Genomic DNA, 21,057 nt, shown 5'->3' on the forward strand with positions numbered 1-21,057 from the left:
CCACCTGAGCCTGAATCTATACTACACACAGTTCTAAATATTTGTGTTGGGTCGATTCAGTCATCGAAATTCATATCGCTGAATGTTAATTACAGCAGCCCAGTGTTGGTTCCGGGCGTACCAGTGACCAATTTAACCTTAATAATTTTGCCACCCATTTTCATAATTCTTTGCTGTTCACTAAACCAGTTATCATAAGGCACTAGCTTGGTGAAGTAGGTGTTTTGCAATTCTCGTTGGGTACGAATACGAGTTTGACTTGGGACGCAAGCCGTCACCTTGAACATACGCATGAGTTTTTTCTCCTGATTTAATTGAGAAAATTGTAAATGTCAATTGAGATTATCAAAATTAAAGGCAGGGAGTCGAGAGTCAATCCTAACTCGTCAAAACTCATCTTGTAGATAAGCCCTCGACCAGCTAGAACTCACTCTTGACTTCCCTGACCTCAATAGACTCAAGACAATGCTATGATTTGTAGCATTTCCCTGTCAGGGTGGCTATACTAGCTCAAACCAGAGCTAATGTAGTCGAAGTAAACACCCATTTCTTTGCCAGCGTCAGGGCCGACCAGAGAAGCGGTGACTTCTTTCATGGCTTGGATGGCTTGCACGGTAGAACCGATTGGTACACCCAGGGAGTTGTAGGTTTCCTTCAGACCGTTGAGCACGCGCTCATCCAGGATGGAAGGATCGCCAGCTAACATAGCGTATGTGGCGTAGCGCAGGTAGTAGTCCAAGTCGCGAATGCAAGCAGCATAACGACGGGTGGTGTACATGTTGCCACCGGGACGGGTGACATCACTGTACAGTAAGGACTTGGCCACAGCTTCCTTGACGATGGTAGCGGCATTGGCGCTGATGGTGGTTGCAGCACGAACGCGCAGTTCGCCGGTTGCGAAGTAAGACTTGAGCTTGGCCAAGGAAGAGCTATCGAGGTACTTACCTTGGACGTCGGAGGAGTTAATTACAGCGGTAATTGCGTCTTGCATTGTTTTGATGATTCCTTAAACTGCTTAATCTGGTGACAATTGGCTAAAAGGTGCGGAAAGAATTAAAGAATTAATCAGAGGATTAACTCTTAGGACATAGCACCAATTACATAGTCAAAGTAGGAAGAAGCTTCGGCAGCATCTTCGGCAGAAAGCAAGGAGGAAGCAGCTTCCTTCATTTCACGGACGCCTTGTGCCACTGCATCAATGGGGGTGCCCAGAGATTTGTACATTTCACGAACACCAACGATGCCGATTTCTTCGATGGGGGTCACATCACCAGCGATGATTCCGTAGGTGACGAGACGCAGGTAGTAGTCCAGGTCACGCAGGCAGGTGGCGGTCATTTGCTCGCCGTAGGCGTTTCCACCAGGAGACACCACGTCGGGACGTTTTTGGAACAGACGATCGCCAGCGGTCTTGACGATGCGTTCACGAGATTCACTGAGAATTTGAACGATGCGGAGGCGCTTTTCGCCGGTGGTGACAAAGCTCTTGATCCGATCTAATTCGCCTGGGCTCAGGTAACGAGCTTCAGCATCGGCATTCACGATGGATTTCGTGACGATACTCATTAATTACTTCCTCCAAAAGAGAATGATGTCCAGATAGGTCAAAGATTGATCTGGATTGTGGGTTTGGGTGAGAAAGCGGAGATTCTTTAAGTTTTTTTACTTAAAGACTCATATTTGAGCCTCTCTGCTGCTCCCGACAATATTGTACGGGATAACGTCACCCAAAGAAACTCAATTCAGTTTTTCTTTGACTTCAGTTTTGTAAGTATCGCTATTTTGCAGCATTAGGTTAACACTTGAGCGATTTGCTTAATATTTTTTTACAAATCCGTTAATTTTTGGCCGATTCACCCACCCCATGATTAACCTCTTATGCTTTCATTACAAGAGTTTCAGGGACTTATGTGTTGCTACCTCTTGGATGTAATGTGATTGGTGATTCGTTATGGGACAATTCCTCCCCCCAATCACAAACAACGAATAACAAGCAACAAAAGAATCCCTACCCAACAACAAATAACAAATAACAAATAACAATTAACAATTAAATTGCATATTTTCGCAAATCTTCCAGAGAAACAAATTCTAGGGCTTTTTCATGGGTGGCAGAGAGAATGACCGGGGGCGCCACTCCAGCTTCCAGGGCTTCTTGCCAGCGGCTGGCACATAAACACCAGCGATCGCCCGGTTTCAGTCCCGGAAATTGATAGGCAGGCATGGGGGTGGATAAATCGTTGCCACGAGATTTGGTAAATTCGAGGAATTCCTCGGTGACTTGGGCACAGATGACATGGCTGCCAAAATCCATCGGGCCGGTTTTGCAACAGCCGTCGCGATAAAATCCGGTGACGGGATTGGTACAGCAAGTTTCCAGGGTTTCGCCTAAGACATTTTTTGCTTCAGCCATAAGTAATTCCGATGTGATGGTTGGATGGATTGGTTTAAACCTATTAGTCTAAGTAGGTGAACATAATTAATTGCACTTTTCGTTCCCCGCCGATAGGCTTTGGATTCCCGCCTGTAGGAAGTAAAGAGGTTCGTAGGAGAGAGGAGAGAGAATATCTTTACTCTTTACTCTTTACTCTTTACTCTTTCCTATGCATCCTCTTTCCTATGCATCCTCTAATGGGGTCTGTGGTGCATTTATTTCTGCCCGTCTACTTATTATGTTCACCTATATAGATGAAATTTTGGGGGCAATGGGAATCTCTATGATAAACTCGGTGCCTTGATTGGTTTGACTTTCATAAGTTAATTGCCCTCCATGTTGTTCTACGATAATTTGGTAGCTGGTGGAGAGTCCTAACCCTGTCCCTTGTCCGACGGGTTTGGTGGTAAAAAAGGGATCGAATATTTTGCCTTTAATCGCTTCTGGAATACCCACCCCATTATCTCGAATCAAAATTCTCACAGTGTCTTGAGAAGTTCTCTCGGTGAGAATCTCGATTTTAGGGGCAGACTCAGAAAGCGATCGCACTTCTGCTAAAGCATCGATCGCATTAGTCAAAAGATTGAAAAATACCTGATTTAATTAGGCGCCATAGCAAATCACGTTGGGTAAATTGCCATAATTTTTCTCCACGGTTACTTGGCGCAAATTTGCTTCACCGTTAATCCGACTTTGCAATAACATTAAACTACTCTCGATACTGACATGAATATCCACGGGTTTCATTTCAGCTTCATCTAACCGGGAGAAAGTGCGTAATCCTTGGACAATCTTGGCAATGCGATCGCAGCCATATTTCATAGAAGTCAATAACTCTTTCACATCAACTCGCAGATAGTCCAAATCCATCTCTTCAATTTTCTCTTGAATCATGGGACTGGGATGGGGCAATTCCTCTCCATAAGCATGAATCAGATATAGTAACTCATCAAAATAATTCTGGGCATAAATCACATTGCCAGAAATAAAATTAATGGGGTTATTAATTTCATGGGCAATTCCGCCAACTATTCGTCCCAATCCAGACATTTTTTCCGATTGAATCAATCGGACTTGGGTGCGCTGCAATTCCTCTAAGGTTTGGGATAACTTCTGATTTTTTTGTTCTAATTCCTCAGTCCGTTGCTGCACTTTTTCTTCTAAGGAAGCATAAAGCCGAGAATTTTCTAAAGAAATCGCTGCCTGGGTGGATATCATTTGCAATATTTCCATGGGTTTCGTGGTAAACACCCCAGTAGCTAAATTATTTTCTAGATAAACTAAGGCAATTAACCGTCGTTGATTTAATAGGGGAATACAGAGGATTGATTTGGGTTGATGGGTTTTAAAGTAAGAGTCGTTACTTTGGCTAATTTCTTGACTAGCATTCTGATAAACCAAAGGTTTTTTAGTGCGAATAACATATTGAATAATTGACTTAAAAAGCTGATTTTTTTAAGTCAATTATTCAATATAGCCGTTTGCTCATCTCCTGGCACTTCTCCAATAGCTTCGATTTTCCATTTATCTAATTTGACATAACTTTTATCACCGGATTTCACGATTAAATAACCCCTTGGTGATCTGGCGGTTTTAATAAAAATTGTCATTAAATTTTTCAAAAGTTATTCTAATTCTAAAAACCGAGAAATAATTTGATAATTTTTCGCCAATGCCGCATAATCTAAAAAAGCATTAGCATTATTATCCCCAGGATAAGATGAAATTGTTGTGGTGTTAAACTCAGGGAAATTACCAATTTGGAGGATATATTGAGAGTAGTTGGCTTCCAGTTGTTTTAATTTGTTTTTCGCCCCCCAGCGATCGTAAGAAGAGTAACTCTGGCTGAGGTAAATTTTCGCAAAGTGTTCTTTCCCTAAACCCAGATAAAAATAACCAGCCATTTGATTGGCTAATGCATGATCTTGGAGAAATTCGTTTTCTTTCGCTAAGGCGATCGCGCGATCGTATAAATCCATTGCTGCGAGAATATTTTCGTTTCTCCGCGCTTGTTCCGCTTCGATCAGCAGCAACTTATGTTGGAAATTTTTTGGACAACTTTTCACCCATTGGCTCATCGTTTGCTGATTTTTATTGATTTCATTCAGATAAAGATACCAATTGGGCTGATTTAACATCAGTAAGGAAGCATAATAGTAATATTCTGAGGATAAAGTAAATCCCAAGATACTGGTTAAGATTTTTTTGGTTGGGTTGATATATAGGATGCCTTGGGCAAAATCCTGAGTCATACAACAGAGTTGCATTTGACAGATATAATAAATGGTCAAAGCAAACAAAGATTCAGAAGATTTACAGCGATTAACAAATTCGCGATCGCTAATATCCTTATCCCTTTCAATTGTGCTGTCAATTTCCTCGGCATCAACTCCCACGAAGGAAATGATAAATTTTTTAATCGCGAATAAGACATCAATACCTAACCTAATTGATTTTTGCTAGTTAATGCAAAAGATAAATAATCATTTAATTTATTTAACATTCCAGGAAAATACAAGCCTTTAATCAGTAAAATTTAAACTCGCTAAGTCTGACAATTGCAAATCATCCAATAATAAGAATAAGGGATGTTCTGGGTTACAGAAATATCGGATAAATAAAATATTTAAATAAAAGATTAATTAAATCGATTTTGGGCTTCCACCAGCCCGACTTCAGCCACCGCAGGCTGAGAACTAATAATTAACTCTAATTCAGGAATCACATCAATAATAATTTGCCCTTCCCTAATGCGGAGAATATTTTTTCTCGCCATTCTTGTAGTTGCTCTTCACTTTCTGTTAAGATTTGTTCGATTAATTCTCTAAAAGCATTGATTAAGGCTGAGTAGGGAATATGAGTTGGCAATTGATCGAATTTACCACTAATAAAATAGCCCCGTTTGGCGATAATGGCTTTGTGAATTTCTGCCACTAACGCTGATTTGCCGATACCGGAATATCCGCTAATAAGCATTATTTAATTGGAGAGAATTACCCCGTATCCATGAGCGATCGCCGGTTCTTTGCCCAGACTACTGCTAACTCGTTCAAAGGCACTAATTAACTCAGCAATTTCCGCTTCTCTGCCATAGAGTTTTTGGAAAATATGGAATTGATCGGCAAAATTCCACGCTCCCAAAGCAAAGGGTTCAATAAAACCAAGGGCATTAAACTGCCTTTGACATTCTTGTAAATCCGTCAGGAAACCCCAAGCACTTTGATAACGTTCTTCCGCATTTTCGCCATCAATTTCAGCACAATGTTAGCTAAATTTGAGGTAATTTCGGGACAAATAGAGGAGATGGGGGTTGGGTGGCTAAATGACAGTGGACTAATTCCAGTGGATCTTGGCTGGTAAATGGCAGTTTTCCCGTGAGGAGTTCGTAAAAAGTAACCCCAAGAGAGTAAAAGTCACTGCGATAATCAATTACCCGGTTCATCCTGCCAGTTTGTTCTGGGGAAATATAAGATAAAGTTCCCTCTAAAACATGGGGATTTTTAACTGTGGGATTTTCTCGACTCAGTTGGGTGGCAATGCCAAAATCAATTATTTTCACCTCATTGGTAGAGGGGTTGATGATAATATTACTGGGATTAATATCTTTGTGAATAATGTTGCCACCGTGAATTTCGCCAACAATCTTGGTAATTTGAATGGCGATCGCCAAGAATTTAAGTAAAGGTAGAGGACGACCTGCCAGATATTTCTTTAAGGAGATGCCCCCAATGTCCTGAAACACCAAAAAAGGCTTTTGTTGATGGTATTCCAGGCTATCTACTTTGACGACGCCGGGGAGGGAGAGATTTTGCGCGATATTGCATCCGCAACGCTGACGCGATATTGCATCCGCAACGCTCCTGCGCGAACGCATCAAAAAAACCCCCAGTCTCATCAACAGACCAGGGGTTAAACATTAGAAATGAAAGGTGAAATCAGAAGTTAGGAACGCTTGTAAGGCACCACATCCTCACGGAAGTAGCGGCCATACTCTGCACCATCCACCAAAGCATCCACAGCGGCAGCCAATCCTTGGTCTAACATCAACTGCTCACACTGATTCACTTCTGGGGTAGCGCCAGGAAGTATGGAACTGCGACCCAACAGGTGACGGCACAACAACTCAGCGGCCTTCGGTGCCGGATAAGGAGTCACAAACCGAGCCTTGTAAGCATCGGAACTGGCCAACTGGCGGACAAACTCGCGCACGGAAATTTCTCCGTTGCGGAGTTTAGCTTCAGCGTCCAACAAGCGAAACTCTTGGGGAATTTCCTCAGAGTAAACATCCATAATCTGTTGATAGATTGCTTGGATGCCTTCTTCCACTTGCTCCACACCACTGTTCGGCGCGATCCGGTGAATCCGGGCGGCTTTCTGGACGGCCACCGGCTGAGGGCTGACGCCGTTCACCGATCGCCCGATTTCCACCACATCAAATTGAGCAGCGGATTCGGTGGTCTGAGACATACCAGACTTCACCGGCTTAAAGCTGGGCACAACGATATCTTTACTTTGCTTGGTTAGCTGGTTGTAAAGAATTTCCGTATTCGGGAAGTTAGCCGCAGGCAGGGTCGGGAAGCGGCAGAACGGCACGGTATCTTCATTAAAGGCTTGGAGATATTCCATGCTGTTCACCATTGCGGTGATGAAACCACGCAGACCTTGAGCCGCGAGAATCTGGTTATACTTGCGAATTTCCTGCTGATTCAAGGGCGCACGACCCAAGAAATGCTTGGTGCCGAGTTCAATCACCTTGGTATTGGGATAGGGAGTGTAGAACTCTTTAACATAGAGTTTGGAACAACCTAAGCCTTCAATGAATTCCTTAACGGTGATTTCCCCATTCCGCAGTTTGCTTTCCAGGACGCTGAACTCGTTCTTGATGATATAAGGATCGAGATCGCGCTCAAAGATTTGCCGGTAAGCCGCCAGAATGACGTTTTGGGCTTCCACGGGAGTCCGGTTGGTGAGCTTGAACACCTTGGTTTGCTCGCGCCGCTTGCTGACCCCTTGGGCAATCCGCATTTCCACATCGGGCAAGCTGCGATCGCCCACCGCACCCAGTTCGATAAACAGCGGGGTTTCTTCCTTAACAATCTTGAGATTCTTATCGGCAATGCTGCCAACACGGGTACTGCGTAAGGATTGACCCGCTGGAGTCAGATAGCGCTCATAAGGAACGGTATCTTCCCCAAAAGCTTCCTCATATTCTTTGCTATCGATAATTGCATCGACCAAAGCATAGAAACCTTTCTTCGCCGAGATATCAAAATAGGCATTCATCTCTTGACGACCATAAGTAGGACGTCCTAATAAACGCCGATGGATATACTCGATCGCCTTACAGACGTACAGGGGAGTCCAGTACAGTTTCAGGAAAGCTGGAGACTTAGCGATTTGGCGAATAAATTCGCGCATGGTGATTTCGCGGTTTTCCAACTTAATCTCTGCCACTGTCAGACGCTGACCCGAATACACGGGACGGCCAAAGACTTGGCGGTAAGCGGCATCAATCACCGTTTGGGTGCTGGCTTCAATCCCACTGATATTGGCACTACGGGCGCGATCGCGAGGAACTCCAGTCAACTTAAACACCTTAGCGCCCAAAGAACCGGGATTTTCACCCCGTGCCCCTGGGTTGCTCAACTGGTTATTAATTCCCGGTCCTTGATGAATCAGAATCCGGCGACTATCCTTACCAAACGGTGCGGGACGGTTCTTGGGATTCCGGGTTTCTTTCGGGAAAATCGCGCCAAACTGGATTTCCAGAGGATCGTTGCCACTGCCATAGGGATGCTGATCCGGCAACGGCTGGGTGTAATCCGCAAACAGAGTAATAAACTGTGGCACCTTGCGGAAGGGAGCGCTGTAATTAAACAGGTCAAACTGCACGCCCCAGTTGCGGCATTCTTGAGCCTCTTGGCCCAAACCGCGCAGGTAAGGCACCGTTTCCTCACCAAAGTAGTCAGAATACTCTTGGGAATCTACCAAGGCATCGACCAATGCGGATAAACCGCCACTAGAAACAATTGAGAAATATTTATTAAACTCTTCGCGGCTAGAAAGACCCCGGCCCAAGAAGTGCCGATGAGCCAATTCCACCACCCGGCTATTCACAAACGGGTCATAAAACTGTTTTTGGTATAGAGGCGATTTGCCCAAACGACGGACAAACTCTTTCATAGAGATATCGCCATTTTTTACCTGAGACTCCAGGTAAGACAGGCTCAAGCCATAAGCACGAGTAATATCCCGCTCAAAGATTTGCCGATAAGCTGCCTTCACCACTGATTGTTTTTCAGAGAAAGACAAACCGGGCTTCATCACAAATTTTTGCCGACGCTCAGATGCATTGAAATAAATCTGAGGCAGTTCTAGACCTTGTTGATCGGTTGAAGGCCGTTGGCGCAACTTATTAGAAGGAGTAGAACCTTGGAACTCAGTTAATACCAAGTCAAAGCATTGACCGACAAGGCTTTGAGCTTCTGCATCTCCCTTGAAATAAGACAAACTGGCTTGTCTCATTCCTTGGATGGCCACAATAGTCGCCGCCGAAGAACAAGCCCCTTCAATGATTTCCCGCAGTCCGCGCACGTTCACCGAGAGAATATTCATATCCCCGGCCACGATCGCGTAGGTAATATAACGCAAGAACCAAGACAAATCCCGCAAGGATTTGGTCATATTGGATGGACCATAGCGGGAAACGTTAATCGGTTGGAACCCTGGGGGAATTGGTCCACCGCCTGGGGCTGTGGAAAAAATCTCACCCAACCGGCTAAAGATATTGCCACCGCTGGATTTACTTTCCACATAGGTGACAGTTCCCAGTTTCATCCCTTCTTGCAGGGTCATCGGATCGCCTGCTTTGGTCATTTCCATTGGGCGATCGTCCGCTGGCTTTTCTAAGAAAGCCAAGGGAGAACCCCCAGTGAAAATCCGGTTCGCACCACGAGACACAATCAGTTCTGAGTTTTGAGTCAGGACTTCCGCAATCTCTAACCGCTTGGTGCCGGATTGAAAAAATACTTGCAGTTCGCTTAATTCAGAATTATCTGGGAAGCGATCTTGTTGTTCCGCTTGCGAAATGGTTGCAACGGCCACTGTTTGATATAGTTGCGGACGTGCAACTGAGCTTCCACCACTTGCCTTTACACTCATGCGATTTCAAAAACTCCCAACACAGATATTACTAGATTCAACCGAACTCATATAGTTAATCGGCACTTTCACTCCAGTCATGGTTAACAATTCCAGAGTGCCTTCCCTCGATTCGGGGACGGTGAATCATGCCATTGGTTCGACCGTCTGGGTTTAATCAACACAATCTTATTTAGATTAAAACGATTCGGCCTTAACCTCTCAATTATTAAGAATTGTGTAGAAATCTTACGATAGACCCACCATTGGATCTTATGGGTTCATGGGAAAAACTGAGAAAAAAGATAACTTTTGTTACGCTTTCATTGCAAATTACTAACTGCTTATAGAAAAAGAGGAGTTCTAAAGCTTTCGCGGATTACCCGATCGCCCAGCGATCGCGAGTCACGGGCAACTACCAAGCGATCGCCCATTGGAGCCTACTGATTCCTTTGATAATTGGGAAAACGGGTAAAAATCGTTAAATTTACCCCGGCAAATTACGGAAAAATCACCTCGGATTTTGGCAATATTTGCGGAAAACTGACCGAACAAAAAAGGTAAAAAAATTTTTTCCTATTGCACGATAAAAAAAGTCGATAAAAGGTTAAAATAATCGGGAAAATAACCATCATCAATCACGGATAAATTATGAATTCTGAAAGTAACATTAGTCAGGCAGTCCAACAACTTTATGATACTTACCCGTTTCCCCCAGAAACCCTCTTAGATGAACCCCCACCGGGATATAACTGGCGCTGGAATTGGCCGGTTGCTTATAGTTTTTGCACCGGACAAAAACCAAAAAATCAGGCCATTCGGATTCTTGATGCCGGTTGTGGTACTGGGGTGGGAACCGATTATTTAGTTCACCTCAACCCGGAAGCCCATATCACCGCTATTGATTTAAGTAGCGGGGCATTGGAGGTCGCCCAAGAACGCTGTCAACGTTCTGGGGCAGACCGGGTGACATTTCATCATTTAAGTATTTATGATGTGGGTCAACTGGAGGGAGAATTTGATTTAATTAATTGTGTCGGGGTACTGCATCATTTACCCGATCCAATTCGGGGGATTAAAGCTTTGGCGTCTAAGTTGGCGCAGGGGGGTTTATTTCATATTTTTGTCTATGCAGAGTTAGGTCGCTGGGAAATTCAACTGATGCAGAAAGCGATCGGGCTGTTACAACAAAATTCTAGCCTCGATCGACCCACAGGCGAAACCTATCAAGAAGGGGTGAAAATTGGGCGGCAAATTTTTGCCGCATTACCAGAAAATAACCGGATTTTGAAACGGGAAAAAGAACGTTGGGCAATGGAAAATCACCGGGATGCCAGTTTTGCGGATATGTATGTGCATCCTCAAGAAATTGACTACAATATTGACACTTTATTTGAATTTATTGATGCATCAGGATTAGAGTTTTTAGGGTTTTCTAATGTAGATTATTGGAATTTAGAGCGACTTTTGGGCAAGGAACCAGAGTTAATGGAACGGGCAAAACAGTTGAGCGATCGCCAACGGTATCGACTGATTGAATTACTCGATCCAGAAGTAACTCACTATGAGTTTTTCCTGACTCGTCCCCCATTAGCGATCGCTGACTGGTCGAATGATGAAGCATTAAAAGCAGCCTATCCCGAAATCAGTCCTTGTTTACATGGATGGCCAAGCACACAAGTCTTTGACTATAACTACCAAATCGTCGATTTTTCCCCGGCAGAATTTGAATTTCTCCAAGCTTGTGAAACCGCTAATTCTTCTGAAACAGCCAAAAAGACTATCGCCGAAATATTAGCCAAAGTTGACCTAGATTTGGATGGGGTGCGGAGTCTGCAAAAACGACAAATTATTTTACTTTCACCGGCTCAAGGTTAAGCATAGGAAAAATACTTAGAAACCGGGTTTCTTTAGACCATCTCTGTCACCTAACCAAAATGCTGATAGAAACCCGGTTTGTTTGCTTGAGCACATTTTTGGCTATTGGTGCGTTACGGCGGGAATGAAGATAATTAATTTGAGCCATAAATTTTGCCCCGCAAACACGCACCCTACCAAAGACTACCAAAGACGTAGGCTTGAGAAACCGGGTTTCTTTAGACCATCTCTGTCACCGAACCAAGAAACCGGGTTTCGTCAAAGAAACCCGGTTTCTAACCCGGTTTCTTTGCTTGGTTGATTTCGGTGCGATCGCCCTTCATTTGTTTATGCTAGGATTAAGTAGCTTAAACATTAGCAAATAAGAGATTTTCAATAAAATGCCTCAGCCAGCAATCATCACAGAACATATTGAAATTACACCAGGAGTCCTTGGTGGTAAGCCCCGCATTGCCGGTCATCGAATTGCCGTAGCACATATCGCTGAAATGTATCTAAAAATGGGAATTTCTCTAGAAGAAATTGCGGGCAAATATGATTTATCCTTGGCATCGGTTCATGCAGCAATGACTTATTATTATGATCATAGAGCAGAAATCGATCGTCATACCGCTGAAAGTCGAATGCGGGTAGAAGAATTAAAGCGCAATAGTCCCCCATCTCCGTTACAAGAAAAGTTGAGGGCAATTAGAGGTGAGTGAGAAAATTCGGTTTCATTTGGACGAGCATATTGACCCTAATATTGCGCGGGGTTTACGTCGTTATGGCATAGATGTAACCACAACATTAGATGCAGGGTTGCGGACTCAAAGTGATGAATTACATCTGGCATTTATTCGTGAAGAGCAGCGGGTGATAGTCACCCATGATGATGATTTTCTAATTATGGCCAGTGATATCACCGATTATCCGGGGATTGTCTATTGTGCGCCTAATTCTCGTTCCGTTGGGGAGATTATCCGTAGTTTGATTTTAATTTATGAAGTCTATACCCCTGAAGAAATGAGCGGAAGAATTGAATATATTTGATATGATTGCAAGGCGATCGCCTCTATCCAGAAACCGGGTTTCTTTAGACCATCTTTGTCACCGAAACAAGAAACCGGGTTTCGTCAAAGTTACCCGGTTTTTAACCCGGTTTCTTTGGTTGTAAGATGAATTATCAATATCCTGGTAAATTTAGACTAATTTGAGATAAAATAGAATAGATTTTTCTGGAGCAAAAGAGATGGAAACAATTAAGCTGAATTCTCATGTGGTAACCGATGGTATTCTCCAAATTACGATGCCAGCTAATTTAAAAAATACTGCGGTTGAAGTAGTATTAGTAGTACAGCCGTTATTATCTGAAGAAACTAAATCCAAGTATAATGCCTGGGGGAAGTTGACCACTAAAGAATCAATTCAACAAGCCATTGAGCAAATGCGAAAATTGCAGCAACAAGTGGCGTTGTCACCAAATTTTATTCGAGAAATGATTGATGAAGGGCGGAGATTTTAATGCATTTTGTCTTAGATTGTTCGATCGCAATTAGTTGGTGCTTAGTCGATGAAAATAACGATTGTACCGGCAATTTGGTCACTAGAAGTCGCGAATACTCTACTGGTGGCGGAACGACGCAACCGTATGACTCAGGAGCAATCACAATTAGCGATCGCTTTGTTACAATCTTTGTTAATTCACGTTGACGAAGCAACGGATAGCAAGGCGTTCTCTTCAACATTTTATCTGGCAAGAAAAGAAGGTTTAGCCGCTTATGATGCGGCATATTTAGAGTTAGCCATACGATTAAAATTGCCAATTGCAACACTCGATCGCCGCTTGGCAGAAGCCGCAACTCGCTGCGGGGTAGATTTGGTAGTTGTTGATGGTTAGAAAAATCCCAGAAACCGGGTTTCTTTAGACTATCTTTGTCACCCAAGCAGGGGGTTCATAGAAACCCGGTTTCTTTGCTTGGTTGCTTGGTTGCTTGGGGGCAACAGAGAAACCGGGTTTCTTACCCAAATCTCTGTCACCCAATCAACATTATCGCAGAAACCCGGTTTCTTTATTGTAGGGTGCGTGTTTGCGGCGAAAAAATTGAGATTTTTACCGAGATTTATAAATCCGCCGTAACGCACCAATATTTAGCAATAAAGGTGCGTTACGTCTGGAATGGAGATGGTTAATTGGAGGCATAAATTTACCCCCGACTAACGCACCCTACCAAAGACTACCAAAGATTACCAAAGACTGTAGGCGATCGCCTCTATCCAGAAACCGGGTTTCTTTAGACCATATTTGTCACCCAACCTAGTAGGGGCGTTCTCGCATTGGCCCCTACTAGAAACCCGGTTTCTTTGCTTGGTTGCTTGGGGGCAACAGAGAAACCGGGTTTCTTCAGACCATCTTTGTCACCCAACCTTAATGCTCATAGAAACCCGGTTTCTTTGCTTGGTTGCTTGAGTACCTTTTTGGCTATTGGTGCGTTACGGCGGGAATGAAAATAATTAATTTGAGCCATAAATTTTGCCCCGCAAACACGCACCCTACCAAAGAGGTGGTTAAACTAGATACACATCCTTAATTCTGTTAACCTATGATTTCATTTAAAACGATTCTTCACAACGGCATCATTAACATTCCGTCTCAATACTCCTCCCAATGGGAAGGAAAAACCATCTGCGTCATTGTGTTAGAAAACCAGGAAAGCACACCGTCATCTATTGATATTGAAAACAACCCCCTCAAAGGAAGTATTATTTTTGAGGATGACCTGATTTCTCCCATTGATGAGCCTTGGGAAACAGACGAATGATTATTCTCGATACTCATGCTTGGCTTTGGTGGGTCAATGAATCCGACAAACTAGCTCCTCACGCCGGAGAAATCATTCAGGGAGCAGACCAGATTGGGATTTGTGCGATTAGTTGCTGGGAAGTAGCAATGCTCATTGCCAAAGATAGACTCGGGCTATCAATGGATGTACAAGTCTGGATTGATTTAGCACTACAAGTTTCTTTGCTTAGTTGCTTGCTGATGGCGTCAGAAACCGGGTTTCTTTAGACCATCTTTGTCACCCAACCAAAATGCTGATAGAAACCCGGTTTCTTTACTTGGTTGATTTTGGCGCAATCGCGCTTTTTTAACCACAAATAAAGGTGAATGAATCAATGGCGATCGTGAGGAAATTTAATCTAGCTTTAAGTGGAGTTTGAGGGCAGTCTCTACTATTTGCATAACTTCCTGACTCAAAAAACCCACTGCATCCCCACCGATCCTTTGTTTAGAAATAGTTCGCACCTGCTGCGCTTGCACCTTGGAAGGCTTGGATAAACCGCTATCCTCCGGATTGATTAACACTTCAAAAGGGTAAACGCGAGTCACATTAGAGGTAATGGGTAGAATTGTCACTGTATCCGCTGCGCGGTTATTTGCATCGTTACTTACTATAAGCACGGGGCGGCGTTTATCCATTTCCGATCCAACCGCCGGACTGAGATTAGCATAGTAAATTTCACCACGTTTCATCGGTTAATCCATCGGCAATTGTAATATCCCAAGCGGAATCAATTTCACTAGATGCTTCTCTGTAAGCGGATTCTAGTTCTTGATTTCTCAATAATTCTAAAGCTAATTGAATCACTTGGTCAGGGGATTGACATCCTTTGGCGGTTTTATAGTTCTCAATAAATTGTACTAGGGATGTTGGTAAGGAAATTGAGATTTCTTTAGCGGGCGACATCTTAGTTATTGATCGTTATAGATATGATTATTTGATTATAGCATCAGCGATCAACTTAATTCAGAAACTCGGTAATTGACACCAAATCTCTGTCACCCAACCAAGAAACCCGGTTTCTAACCCGGTTTTTTTGCTTGGTTGCTTGCTGAGGGCTTCAGAAACCGGGTTTCTTTAGACCATCTTTGTCACCCCACCAAAATGCTGATAGAAACCCGGTTTCTTTATTGGTATGGTGCGTGTTTGCGGCGACAAACTTTAGATTTTTACCGAGATTGATAAATCCGAATAGACGCACCTTTTTATTTATAAATGATGCGTCTAGTCGAATTTTTAGATTTTCTCGCGTCAACCCAGCCTACAAGAGTCACGCTCTTAATTACAGAGACCGAGCTACCGATATAGCAAGACTGACAAGATTTGGGTAGGCATCTCTAATTTCTTTACTTCCCCATCTATAGCCATCGTTGTGAGGATCAGAGAAGTGGATATTTTCAATATCTCCATTTTTGGAATATTTTACAGTCCAGTGTGGATAATCGTGTGTCTGCCCTGCTCTTCTTAACAGGAAAACACGACCATCGTCGCGTTCCCTGTATTCGAGAGGATGACCTTCATCATCAGAAAAACCTGCTGATTGCCAGCTACTGTACGCCATTTGTTCTCTAAAATTTCTTAAGGTTTACACAGATTGATATGATTCTAATTTTCCTTAAAAATCAAAGCGTTGTCTAGGCTAAAATGCTCGATTTTGTTGGCAATTTTGTCGGCAACCCCAACTCCACCGCGTCAAAAATGTTGGAAAATGCCAGAAAATGTTGGAAAATGCTAGGAAATGTTGGCTATAATACGGAAAATCACGAAATCTACCCGAATCCATGAATCTTGATGAAGTGCTAAAAATGGCTGACGCTCTGGTGTTTGCTAAGACCGGGCAACACCTTGATGACTTGCAACAGGCGATCGCACGGGGAACTCTGCAAGGTAAGAAATACAGCGAAATTGCCCAAGAAAAGCACTGTAATGAGAGTTATGTTCGGGATGTTGGAGCAAAATTATGGCAGACACTTTCAGAGGAGTTGGGAGAAGAGGTTAAGAAATCAAATTTTCGCTCGACAATAAAGAGGTGGCAAATCTCATTATTTTCAAATGTTGTACAAGATCACGTTCAAGCTGGTAGCATTAACTTTTGTGGACAAGCCAGACAACCACCAGATACACCCAACCAAACCCCACAAAATCAAGCAACATCTAACCCCCAACAAAGCCCAAGTTTCCATCACGATTTAAGTGAAATGCCCAAGTTAGGCAGCTTCTATAATCGTACTGCTGAACTGGAACTACTCAAAAAGGAAATCCTCACAGAAAAAGCACAACTTTTAACCATTACTGGCATCATAGGAATGGGCAAAACCGCCCTGGGGATAAAACTTGTAGAAGAAATTAAACATGAATTTGAATATGTGATTTGGCGTAGCCTGGAAACTTGCCCGACCCTTAACCAATTGCAAAATAATTTAACCGAAATTTTTACCCAGGGGGATAATCAAACTTCACCGTTACCCCCGATCAACCTGATGAAATATTTACAAAATCATCGCTGTTTAATTATTTTAGATGATATCCATTACCTGTTTATGCGGGGAGAATTGGCCGGTCATTATCAACCAAACTATGAGGATTATCGCAGTTTCTTTAAACAAATTAAAGAGCGATCGCATCAAAGTTGTTTTCTCTTGATTGGTTGGGAATACCCGCGAGAAATTGCTCAAGTTAAACACCCAAATACCCCTAGCTTAATCTTGACCGGGTTAGACACTGCATCCGCTCACCAAATTATCGCCGAACAAGGATTAGAACCGGAAGCAAACGGCTCCCGATTCATCGATCATTATCAAGGCAACCCGTTATGGTTAAAAACTGTGGCGAATTTTATGGTTGAATTAGGCTTAACCGTGACTGAGGTGTTACAAAATCAGCCTTTATTATTTCCCCAAGATTTGAAAGATATTTTACAGCAACCGTTGGCTTACCTATCGGAACCAGAAAAGCAACTTTTATCCCTATTAGCTAAAGAAAATGAAGCGATCGCCCTGGTCAAACTATTAGAAATTGCCCCGATGCCATATGCCGATTTACTGGATATCCTACAATCTCTTTGCCGTCGTTATTGGATAGAAAAAACCGATCATCTTTATGGAATGTCACCTGTATTGAGACCGTACCAATTTTGAATAAAAAAAGCTGAATAAAAAAAAGCGTCTATTCGGGAATGAAGATAATTAATTTGAACCCTAAATTTTACCCCTACTAACGCACCCTACCAAAGACTTAATACCATCTTTGTCACCAAACCTTATGGCTGATAGCAACCCGGTTTCTTGGTTTCTTTGCTTGGTTGCTTCGGGAGCATCTCCATTAAATTAATCTATAAGTAGAAATACTTAGATAATTTAGGCACCAAAAGCCCCATTGAGATAGGCGCAACGATGCTTGAGTACCTGATTTCTCTTATGGTTAAAATTGTCAAGGAATTCTAGGGATTTCTGAGACAATTTCCCAACCCTAACCCTAATAAAGAACCATAAATAACAAACAACCAACAACCAAAGAATCCCTACCCAACAACCAATAACTAATAACCAATAACTAATAACTAATATTTAATAACTAATCAAAAAATGTTAAGCTATCTCAAAGGCACAGTCGTCGGCGTGCAAAAAATCGCTCCTTGTCGAGTTATTCTCACCGTAGAAGTGAATCATATCGGTTATGACTTGCAAATTCCGCCTCGGATGATGCAGCAGTTGCCCACGAGCGTCGGGCAACCTATTCAAGTATTTACCCACTTACAAGTTCGGGAAGACCAGTGGATATTATATGGCTTTGCATCAGTAGCGGAACGGGACTTATATCGCCAGTTAATCAGTGTGAGTGGGATTGGTTCTCAGTTGGCGATCGCCCTCCTGGATACCTTGGGCATGACGGACTTAGTGCAGGCGATCGTCACCGGCAACACCAAAGTGCTAATTCAAACCCCTGGGGTGGGCAAAAAAACCGCTGAACGCATTGCCTTGGAACTCAGAACCAAGCTGGCAGAATGGCATCAGCGATCGGGTTTATCGACCACAGCCACTCCAGGGCTAAACCCAGCCCTCCAAGAGGATATAGAAATGACCTTACTCGCTTTGGGATATACCCCCAGTGAAGTCATGGCTACTCTGACCAGTCTCAGCCGAGATCCGCATTTATCGGCGGATACCGATGCGGATGAGTGGATTAGACAGGCGATCGCGCTTCTCAGTCAATAATTGTCATTTGTTGATTGTTGATTGTTGATTGTTGATTGTTGATTGTTGATTGTTGTTGGTTGGTTGTTGGTTGGTTGTTGGTTGGGGTGTGGGGGGGGAAAGTGATGCATTGAAAAGTGATGCATTGAAAAGTGAAAAGTCGTAGGGGCGAATGGCCATATAGCCTGACGGCATGGGCTTCGCAAGGACGCCCGTACAAAAGAAATATCACTATTCACTATTCACTATTCATTATTCACTATTCACTATTCACTATTCACTATTCACTACACCTCTTACCCTGAGCCTGCCGAAGGGCTACACCCTCTCTTCCCCCTACACCCCACACCGATGGCGGCCCCACACCCCAAAACCGCGCTTTCACAAAAAAATCAGGCAAATAGATGAAAACCCCTAGACCCAATCGAAAAGAATTTGCTATGATTAAAAATTGCTGTTTTAGAAAAATCAAAAAAAATCAATGGGTTTGCCACAACCAGTCAAACAACAAATCATCAACGAATACCAAAAGCATGAAACGGACACCGGATCCGCTGATTTGCAGGTTGCCATTCTCACCGAAAGAGTCAAACAACTCAGCCAACACCTAGAAAATAATCCCAAAGATTACGCTTGCCGTCGAGGACTTCTAAAAGTGATTGGCCAGAGAAAGCGGTTGCTGTCCTATATACTAAACGAAGACCGGGCGCGGTATCAGGCACTGATTGCCCGCCTCGGCATTCGTGGTTAAGTGGTTAAACAGTAACAAAACTTATGTCGTCGGAATCAACACGCGATCGCTTACCCTTTGAACCCGGTAAACGAAAAAAATCAGCCAAAAAAGCCGCTGATCGGGCAACAGAGCAAAATCAACCATCACGTCCCACTGCCAAAGCAGAAGCCACCAACAACCCACCCAGTAAGGCGATCGCCAAAGAGGACAGGGCAATCCCGGAAGTTGTCAGCAATCGCATGATCCGCCGGATGGCGATTTTATGTGGAATACCTTCCGCTTTGGGGATGGCTACGTTTATCGTTAGCTATTGGATTACGATCAATGAAATTTTTGAGCTACCGAATACAGCGGTGGTGTTGGTGAGTTTGGGCTTTTTTGGCTTGGGCGTCTTAGGGTTAAGCTATGGCGTTTTGTCGGCGTCTTGGGATCCTGAAATATCTGGAAGCCTGGTAGGGTGGAGCGAATTTACCACAAATTTGGGACGAATGACCCAAGCATGGCGGACGGCAAAAGAAAAACGTCAACAAAATTAGTTGTCATCAGTCAAATCACCAGTAAATGTTGGGTTGGCAGAGTCAATCGTCAACACTCAACATCTAACCGTCAAATAAAGATATACAAGACTTACGCATCAGGGTTTGACCGTTGCTGAATCTGATGAGGTGGTAAAAACATACCGCCCCCTGCGGATCAGCCGATACCATGCGTAAGTCTTCGTTTATTAGGGCTGCGATCGATAAAATAGATGACAAAGGACGTAGCAACACAAAAATTGAGAAATTTATGATTATCGTCACAAAAGTCGGGACTCCACCAGCGGAGATTGATCGGATTAATGAAGAACTGAGAACCAAATGGGGACTAACACCAGAAAATATTGTTGGTCGCTACAAAGTGGTGATTGGTCTGGTGGGAGATACCGTTGACCTAGACCGAGAAGTTCTCCAAGAAATTAGTCCTTGGATCGAGCAAGTTTTGCGAGTCGAACAGCCGTTTAAACGAGCGAGTCGTGAGTTTCGCCAAGGGGAAGCCAGCGATGTAGTGGTGCCTACCCCCGCCGGGTCGGTGATTTTTGGCGAAAATCAGCCTTTGGTGACAATCGCTGGGCCTTGTTCCGTGGAAAATGAGGAAATGATTGTGGAGACGGCACTGCGAGTCAAGGCTGCCGGTGCCCAGTTTCTCCGGGGGGGTGCCTATAAACCCCGCACTTCCCCTTATGCGTTTCAAGGACATGGAGAAAGTGCCCTCGGTTTACTGGCAGCGGCAAGAGACGCCAGTGGTCTGGGGATTATTACGGAAGTGATGGATGCAGCGGATCTAGAAAAGATTGCGGAAGTAGCAGATGTGATCCAGGTGGGGGCGCGAAATATGCAGAATTTCGCGTTGCTGAAAAAAGTGGGCAGTCAAAATAAACCCGTGTTGCTGAAACGAGGGATGTCAGCGACGATTGAGGAGTGGTTGATGGCCGCTGAGTATATTTTGGCCGCCGGAAATTCCCAGGTGATTTTGTGTGAACGGGGGATTCGCACCTTTGACCGGGACTATACGCGCAATACTTTGGATTTGTCGGTGATTCCGGTGTTGCGATCGCTCACTCACCTGCCGATTTGCATTGACCCCAGTCATGGAACTGGTAAGTGGGAATATGTGCCTTCAATGGCAATGGCAGCGATCGCGGCGGGAACGGATGCTTTAATGATCGAAGTGCATCCAACGCCCAATAAAGCCCTATCCGATGGCCCACAATCTTTAACCCCAGCAAAATTTGACAAACTGATGCAAGACCTGTCTGTAATTGGCAAAGCGGTGGGGCGTTGGCCGCAGCAAAAAACACCAGTTTTAGCCTAATTTTCTAGG

Annotated in this window: 27 protein-coding genes and 1 pseudogene; 13 read left to right on the forward strand and 15 right to left on the reverse strand. The window is 43.7% G+C overall.

Annotation, left to right across the window (positions count from 1 at the left end):
* Nucleotides 1-89: 89 nt before the first annotated feature.
* From ABWT76_RS04745 to ABWT76_RS04805, 12 genes and pseudogenes are all read right to left on the reverse strand, one after another.
* On the reverse strand, nt 90-293 hold the full coding sequence (locus ABWT76_RS04745; protein ID WP_072160863.1) for a phycobilisome linker polypeptide: 204 nt from the start codon (nt 291-293) through the stop codon (nt 90-92).
* 212 nt (nt 294-505) lie between these two features.
* Nucleotides 506-991, reverse strand: coding sequence for an allophycocyanin subunit beta (gene apcB / locus ABWT76_RS04750; RefSeq protein WP_054468513.1), 486 nt, complete (start codon nt 989-991; stop codon nt 506-508).
* Nucleotides 992-1,080: 89 nt separating this feature from the next.
* Complete coding sequence (gene apcA / locus ABWT76_RS04755; protein ID WP_054468512.1) at nt 1,081-1,566, reverse strand: allophycocyanin subunit alpha; 486 nt, start codon at nt 1,564-1,566, stop codon at nt 1,081-1,083.
* A gap of 484 nt (nt 1,567-2,050) precedes the next feature.
* Nucleotides 2,051-2,413: a DUF2237 family protein gene (locus tag ABWT76_RS04760; RefSeq protein WP_054468509.1), complete on the reverse strand. Its 363-nt coding sequence runs from the start codon at nt 2,411-2,413 to the stop codon at nt 2,051-2,053.
* 267 nt (nt 2,414-2,680) lie between these two features.
* Nucleotides 2,681-3,025, reverse strand: a pseudogene (locus tag ABWT76_RS04765) (sensor histidine kinase); the annotation flags it as partial.
* Nucleotides 3,026-3,037: 12 nt separating this feature from the next.
* Nucleotides 3,038-3,868 carry a GAF domain-containing protein gene (locus ABWT76_RS04770; protein ID WP_354636383.1) on the reverse strand — a complete coding sequence of 277 codons (831 nt, stop codon included), beginning with the start codon at nt 3,866-3,868 and terminating at the stop codon, nt 3,038-3,040.
* Between the two features lie 26 nt (nt 3,869-3,894).
* Nucleotides 3,895-4,056, reverse strand: coding sequence for a hypothetical protein (locus ABWT76_RS04775; protein WP_354635729.1), 162 nt, complete (start codon nt 4,054-4,056; stop codon nt 3,895-3,897).
* A 3-nt stretch (nt 4,057-4,059) separates the two neighbouring features.
* The gene (locus tag ABWT76_RS04780) at nt 4,060-4,830 is read right to left on the reverse strand and encodes a hypothetical protein (protein WP_354635730.1); all 771 of its coding nucleotides are present in this window, start codon (nt 4,828-4,830) and stop codon (nt 4,060-4,062) included.
* A 325-nt stretch (nt 4,831-5,155) separates the two neighbouring features.
* Nucleotides 5,156-5,410, reverse strand: a complete 255-nt coding sequence (locus ABWT76_RS04785) for an AAA family ATPase (RefSeq protein WP_354635731.1) — start codon at nt 5,408-5,410, stop codon at nt 5,156-5,158.
* Nucleotides 5,411-5,413: 3 nt separating this feature from the next.
* Complete coding sequence (locus tag ABWT76_RS04790) at nt 5,414-5,575, reverse strand: hypothetical protein (RefSeq protein ID WP_354635732.1); 162 nt, start codon at nt 5,573-5,575, stop codon at nt 5,414-5,416.
* 127 nt (nt 5,576-5,702) lie between these two features.
* Nucleotides 5,703-6,308 carry a serine/threonine-protein kinase gene (locus tag ABWT76_RS04795; RefSeq protein ID WP_354635733.1) on the reverse strand — a complete coding sequence of 202 codons (606 nt, stop codon included), beginning with the start codon at nt 6,306-6,308 and terminating at the stop codon, nt 5,703-5,705.
* A 68-nt stretch (nt 6,309-6,376) separates the two neighbouring features.
* Nucleotides 6,377-9,595: a phycobilisome rod-core linker polypeptide gene (locus ABWT76_RS04805; protein ID WP_375341519.1), complete on the reverse strand. Its 3,219-nt coding sequence runs from the start codon at nt 9,593-9,595 to the stop codon at nt 6,377-6,379.
* Between the two features lie 291 nt (nt 9,596-9,886).
* Between ABWT76_RS04805 and ABWT76_RS04810 the strand changes: the two genes are divergently transcribed.
* From ABWT76_RS04810 to ABWT76_RS04845, 8 genes are all read left to right on the forward strand, one after another.
* The gene (locus tag ABWT76_RS04810; RefSeq protein WP_354635734.1) at nt 9,887-10,021 is read left to right on the forward strand and encodes a hypothetical protein; all 135 of its coding nucleotides are present in this window, start codon (nt 9,887-9,889) and stop codon (nt 10,019-10,021) included.
* Nucleotides 10,022-10,225: 204 nt separating this feature from the next.
* Nucleotides 10,226-11,452 carry a class I SAM-dependent methyltransferase gene (locus ABWT76_RS04815; protein ID WP_354635735.1) on the forward strand — a complete coding sequence of 409 codons (1,227 nt, stop codon included), beginning with the start codon at nt 10,226-10,228 and terminating at the stop codon, nt 11,450-11,452.
* A gap of 380 nt (nt 11,453-11,832) precedes the next feature.
* A complete protein-coding gene (locus tag ABWT76_RS04820; protein ID WP_190879647.1) occupies nt 11,833-12,153 on the forward strand; it encodes a DUF433 domain-containing protein in 321 nt (106 codons plus the stop codon).
* Nucleotides 12,146-12,481, forward strand: a complete 336-nt coding sequence (locus ABWT76_RS04825; protein WP_190879645.1) for a DUF5615 family PIN-like protein — start codon at nt 12,146-12,148, stop codon at nt 12,479-12,481. Before ABWT76_RS04820 ends, ABWT76_RS04825 begins: the two co-directional genes overlap by 8 nt.
* 199 nt (nt 12,482-12,680) lie before the next feature.
* Nucleotides 12,681-12,953: a hypothetical protein gene (locus tag ABWT76_RS04830; RefSeq protein WP_054468485.1), complete on the forward strand. Its 273-nt coding sequence runs from the start codon at nt 12,681-12,683 to the stop codon at nt 12,951-12,953.
* A gap of 48 nt (nt 12,954-13,001) precedes the next feature.
* A complete protein-coding gene (locus ABWT76_RS04835) occupies nt 13,002-13,328 on the forward strand; it encodes a type II toxin-antitoxin system VapC family toxin (protein ID WP_354635736.1) in 327 nt (108 codons plus the stop codon).
* Between the two features lie 703 nt (nt 13,329-14,031).
* A complete protein-coding gene (locus ABWT76_RS04840) occupies nt 14,032-14,250 on the forward strand; it encodes a hypothetical protein (RefSeq protein WP_054468482.1) in 219 nt (72 codons plus the stop codon).
* The gene (locus tag ABWT76_RS04845) at nt 14,247-14,498 is read left to right on the forward strand and encodes a PIN domain-containing protein (RefSeq protein WP_072160861.1); all 252 of its coding nucleotides are present in this window, start codon (nt 14,247-14,249) and stop codon (nt 14,496-14,498) included. The genes ABWT76_RS04840 and ABWT76_RS04845 overlap by 4 nt, the downstream gene beginning before the upstream one ends.
* Nucleotides 14,499-14,624: 126 nt before the next feature.
* On the opposite strand, the gene ABWT76_RS04850 is transcribed toward ABWT76_RS04845, so the two are convergent.
* The 3 genes from ABWT76_RS04850 to ABWT76_RS04860 form a co-directional block, all read right to left on the reverse strand.
* The gene (locus ABWT76_RS04850) at nt 14,625-14,963 is read right to left on the reverse strand and encodes a type II toxin-antitoxin system PemK/MazF family toxin (protein ID WP_046320580.1); all 339 of its coding nucleotides are present in this window, start codon (nt 14,961-14,963) and stop codon (nt 14,625-14,627) included.
* The gene (locus tag ABWT76_RS04855) at nt 14,950-15,177 is read right to left on the reverse strand and encodes a hypothetical protein (RefSeq protein WP_006620406.1); all 228 of its coding nucleotides are present in this window, start codon (nt 15,175-15,177) and stop codon (nt 14,950-14,952) included. The genes ABWT76_RS04850 and ABWT76_RS04855 overlap by 14 nt, the downstream gene beginning before the upstream one ends.
* Before the next feature lie 376 nt (nt 15,178-15,553).
* A complete protein-coding gene (locus ABWT76_RS04860; RefSeq protein ID WP_190879640.1) occupies nt 15,554-15,832 on the reverse strand; it encodes a hypothetical protein in 279 nt (92 codons plus the stop codon).
* Nucleotides 15,833-16,052: 220 nt separating this feature from the next.
* Between ABWT76_RS04860 and ABWT76_RS04865 the strand changes: the two genes are divergently transcribed.
* The 5 genes from ABWT76_RS04865 to aroF all read left to right on the forward strand — a co-directional run bounded on the left by ABWT76_RS04865 (nt 16,053) and on the right by aroF (nt 21,048).
* A complete protein-coding gene (locus ABWT76_RS04865; protein ID WP_354635737.1) occupies nt 16,053-17,408 on the forward strand; it encodes an NB-ARC domain-containing protein in 1,356 nt (451 codons plus the stop codon).
* A gap of 447 nt (nt 17,409-17,855) precedes the next feature.
* Nucleotides 17,856-18,485, forward strand: coding sequence for a Holliday junction branch migration protein RuvA (gene ruvA, locus ABWT76_RS04870; protein WP_054468478.1), 630 nt, complete (start codon nt 17,856-17,858; stop codon nt 18,483-18,485).
* A 460-nt stretch (nt 18,486-18,945) separates the two neighbouring features.
* The gene (gene rpsO, locus ABWT76_RS04875) at nt 18,946-19,215 is read left to right on the forward strand and encodes a 30S ribosomal protein S15 (RefSeq protein WP_054468477.1); all 270 of its coding nucleotides are present in this window, start codon (nt 18,946-18,948) and stop codon (nt 19,213-19,215) included.
* Nucleotides 19,216-19,238: 23 nt separating this feature from the next.
* Nucleotides 19,239-19,733, forward strand: a complete 495-nt coding sequence (locus ABWT76_RS04880; protein WP_054468475.1) for a PAM68 family protein — start codon at nt 19,239-19,241, stop codon at nt 19,731-19,733.
* Between the two features lie 250 nt (nt 19,734-19,983).
* On the forward strand, nt 19,984-21,048 hold the full coding sequence (gene aroF, locus ABWT76_RS04885; protein WP_054468470.1) for a 3-deoxy-7-phosphoheptulonate synthase: 1,065 nt from the start codon (nt 19,984-19,986) through the stop codon (nt 21,046-21,048).
* The last annotated feature ends 9 nt before the right edge of the window (nt 21,049-21,057 follow it).

The organism is Planktothricoides raciborskii GIHE-MW2 (assembly GCF_040564635.1).
GTDB lineage: Bacteria > Cyanobacteriota > Cyanobacteriia > Cyanobacteriales > Laspinemataceae > Planktothricoides > Planktothricoides raciborskii.